Here is a 3334-nt window from a genome sequence, read left to right as displayed (position 1 = left end):
CTATCGGATTGAGTAAATATTTTTATGATCCTGTAAAATTTCAAGTGTTGAAGGAAATCGATATGAGTATTAATCATGGCGAGTTTGTTTCGATTGTAGGTAAATCAGGCTGTGGAAAATCAACGTTGTTGTATTTGCTCTCGACTATGGATACAGATTATGATGGACAATTGTTTGTGAATAATGAATTGATTACGGGAAAATCAGATAAAGAATTGGCTTTGATTCGCAATGAAAAAATCGGCTTTGTTTTTCAATTTCATTATTTGCTCAATGAATATAATGTGCTGAAAAACGTAATGCTTCCGGATTGAAATTGGCTAAATTTTCTGAAAAAGAAGTGGAACATCGTGCAATGGAGCATCTGAAAACATTAGATATGCACGAACATGCTTTGAAGTTGCCTAATCAATTGAGCGGTGGACAAAAACAGAGGGTAGCTATAGCGAGAGCGTTAATCAATGATCCTTTAATCATTATGGGAGATGAACCTACAGGAAATTTAGATAAAAAAAACAGCGACCTAGTGTTTGATATTTTTAAGCAATTGACCATGAGCAGAAACAGACGCTATTGATTGTAACGCATGATAATGATTTTGCAGAGCGTTCAGATAGAACAATAACTATGCAAGACGGTCGAATAATAAAAAGTTAATCTACCACAATCTCGTGTTTATAAAGTAAGCCTTTTACTTCGTTGAGACTGAAAGTTGCCTTTTTGAGTTTGGTTTTGGAAGGGTCTATAGTAAAATTATAGCTTGTTTTGAAGTTCGCTTTGTTGGCAATAGCTTTGTCAAATTCGCGCGGTACAAGTCGCAATTATCAAAATACTTTCGGTTAAGTCAGTTGCCATAAAATCTACCGCAATTAAACTACAATTCATAAAAGTGGTTCCTTTTAGTTTTAAAGTATAAAACTTTGAAAAGTCTAATACACAATTTGAAAATGTACTTCAAAAATTAATTTATTGCACATTGCAAAATTAACCTCTCTGATTTGACAATGATCAAAAGTAACGGTTCGTAATGCCACGTGATTGATGTGTGCTCCATTAAAATTACACTTTGTAAACACACAATCAATAAATGTAACATCCATAAAATTACAAGCCGTAAAATCACAATTTTCAAACGTGCAACATTCGAATTCATTATGGTTTAATTCGTCTCTGTTATAAATGTTTTTTTGGTAATGTTGGTCTAGATTGTAGTTTGGCATGCACAAAGGAAGTGTTTTAAAGTAAAAAACGCAATTATCAAGAGACAATTGCGTTTTGTTAGTAATATCTTCGGAGAAATCTCTATAAATTTATAAGCTTATAATTGATTGGCGTAAAACATATAGAGTCAGTTTTTCATTGGCTTTATAATTTTGCCTTGGCTTTTTGTGGAAAAATAGTATAAAGTCAATTATTCTATGCCAATAAATTCATACTATATATTTTCCATAATGTCTCTTGGTTAATCAAAAAGTCTTACACGTTTAATTTCTTGACATAGCTATCCGAAAGTCTAAAATAAAAAATGCCTGAGAATCCCGTATTTTTGATTTTGCGAAACAAATAATACTTTATGGACTCTTCAGGCGAAACAAAAATATCAAAAAACCAGTTATTCGACAAATTATGTACCTTGTTCCTACGATGATGCTTGAATCTGTGCTAAAAAACACAGTTCCGACAAAGCTGTAGTAAATACAAGACTACGACCAATTTGTCGAATAACTGGTTTTTTGATATTTTTGTTTCGCCTGAAGAGTCCCATAAAGTATTATTTGTTTCGCAAAATCAAAAATACGGATTCTCAGGCATTTTTTATTTTAGACTTTCGGATAGCTATGTCAAGAAATTAAACGTGTAAGACTTTTTGATTAACCAAGAGACATTATGGAAAATATATAGTATGAATTTATTGGCATAGAATAATTGACTTTATACTATTTTTCCACAAAAAGCCAAGGCAAAATTATAAAGCCAATGAAAAACTGACTCTATATGTTTTACGCCAATCAATTATAAGCTTATAAATTTATAGAGATTTCTCCCGAAGATATTACTAACAAAACGCAATTGTCTCTTGATAATTGCGTTTTTTACTTTAAAACACTTCCTTTGTGCATGCCAAACTACAATCTAGACCAACATTACCAAAAAAACATTTATAACAGAGACGAATTAAACCATAATGAATTCGAATGTTGCACGTTTGAAAATTGTGATTTTACGGCTTGTAATTTTATGGATGTTACATTTATTGATTGTGTGTTTACAAAGTGTAATTTTAATGGAGCACACATCAATCACGTGGCATTACGAACCGTTACTTTTGATCATTGTCAAATCAGAGAGGTTAATTTTGCAATGTGCAATAAATTAATTTTTGAAGTACATTTTCAAAATTGTGTATTAGACTTTTCAAAGTTTTATACTTTAAAACTAAAAGGAACCACTTTTATGAATTGTAGTTTAATTGCGGTAGATTTTATGGCAACTGACTTAACCGAAAGTATTTTGATAATTGCGACTTGTACCGCGCCGAATTTGACAAAGCTATTGCCAACAAAGCGAACTTCAAAACAAGCTATAATTTTACTATAGACCCTTCCAAAACCAAACTCAAAAAGGCAACTTTCAGTCTCAACGAAGTAAAAGGCTTACTTTATAAACACGAGATTGTGGTAGATTAACTTTTTATTATTCGACCGTCTTGCATAGTTATTGTTCTATCTGAACGCTCTGCAAAATCATTATCATGCGTTACAATCAATAGCGTCTGTTTCTGCTCATGGGTCAATTGCTTAAAAATATCAAACACTAGGTCGCTGTTTTTTTTATCTAAATTTCCTGTAGGTTCATCTCCCATAATGATTAAAGGATCATTGATTAACGCTCTCGCTATAGCTACCTCTGTTTTTGTCCACCGCTCAATTGATTAGGCAACTTCAAAGCATGTTCGTGCATATCTAATGTTTTCAGATGCTCCATTGCACGATGTTCCACTTCTTTTTCAGAAAATTTAGCCAATTTCAATCCCGGAAGCATTACGTTTTTCAGCACATTATATTCATTGAGCAAATAATGAAATTGAAAAACAAAGCGATTTTTTCATTGCGAATCAAAGCCAATTCTTTATCTGATTTTCCCGTAATCAATTCATTATTCACAAACAATTGTCCATCATAATCTGTATCCATAGTCGAGAGCAAATACAACAACGTTGATTTTCCACAGCCTGATTTACCTACAATCGAAACAAACTCGCCATGATTAATACTCATATCGATTTCCTTCAACACTTGAAATTTTACAGGATCATAAAAATATTTACTCAATC

At 32.1% G+C, this 3334-nt stretch carries 4 pseudogenes; 2 read left to right on the top strand and 2 right to left on the bottom strand.

Annotation, left to right across the window (positions count from 1 at the left end):
* Positions 1-2 precede the first annotated feature (2 nt).
* Positions 3-657 (top strand): annotated as a pseudogene (locus BXU11_RS17260) (ABC transporter ATP-binding protein).
* Here the strand turns inward: BXU11_RS17260 and BXU11_RS17255 are convergent.
* Positions 654-1220, bottom strand: a pseudogene (locus BXU11_RS17255) (pentapeptide repeat-containing protein). The pseudogenes BXU11_RS17260 and BXU11_RS17255 overlap by 4 nt on opposite strands.
* Positions 1221-2118: 898 nt before the next feature.
* Here BXU11_RS17255 and BXU11_RS17250 point away from each other — a divergent pair.
* Positions 2119-2687 (top strand): annotated as a pseudogene (locus tag BXU11_RS17250) (pentapeptide repeat-containing protein).
* Here BXU11_RS17250 and BXU11_RS17245 read toward each other — a convergent pair.
* Positions 2684-3332, bottom strand: a pseudogene (locus BXU11_RS17245) (ABC transporter ATP-binding protein). The pseudogenes BXU11_RS17250 and BXU11_RS17245 sit on opposite strands and share 4 nt — an antisense overlap.
* Positions 3333-3334 lie beyond the last annotated feature (2 nt).

The organism is Flavobacterium sp. LM5 (genome assembly GCF_002017945.1).
Classification (GTDB): domain Bacteria; phylum Bacteroidota; class Bacteroidia; order Flavobacteriales; family Flavobacteriaceae; genus Flavobacterium; species Flavobacterium succinicans.
The sequence above is the reverse complement of the archived record's forward strand: the minus strand, read 5'-3'. Positions and strand labels throughout refer to the sequence as shown.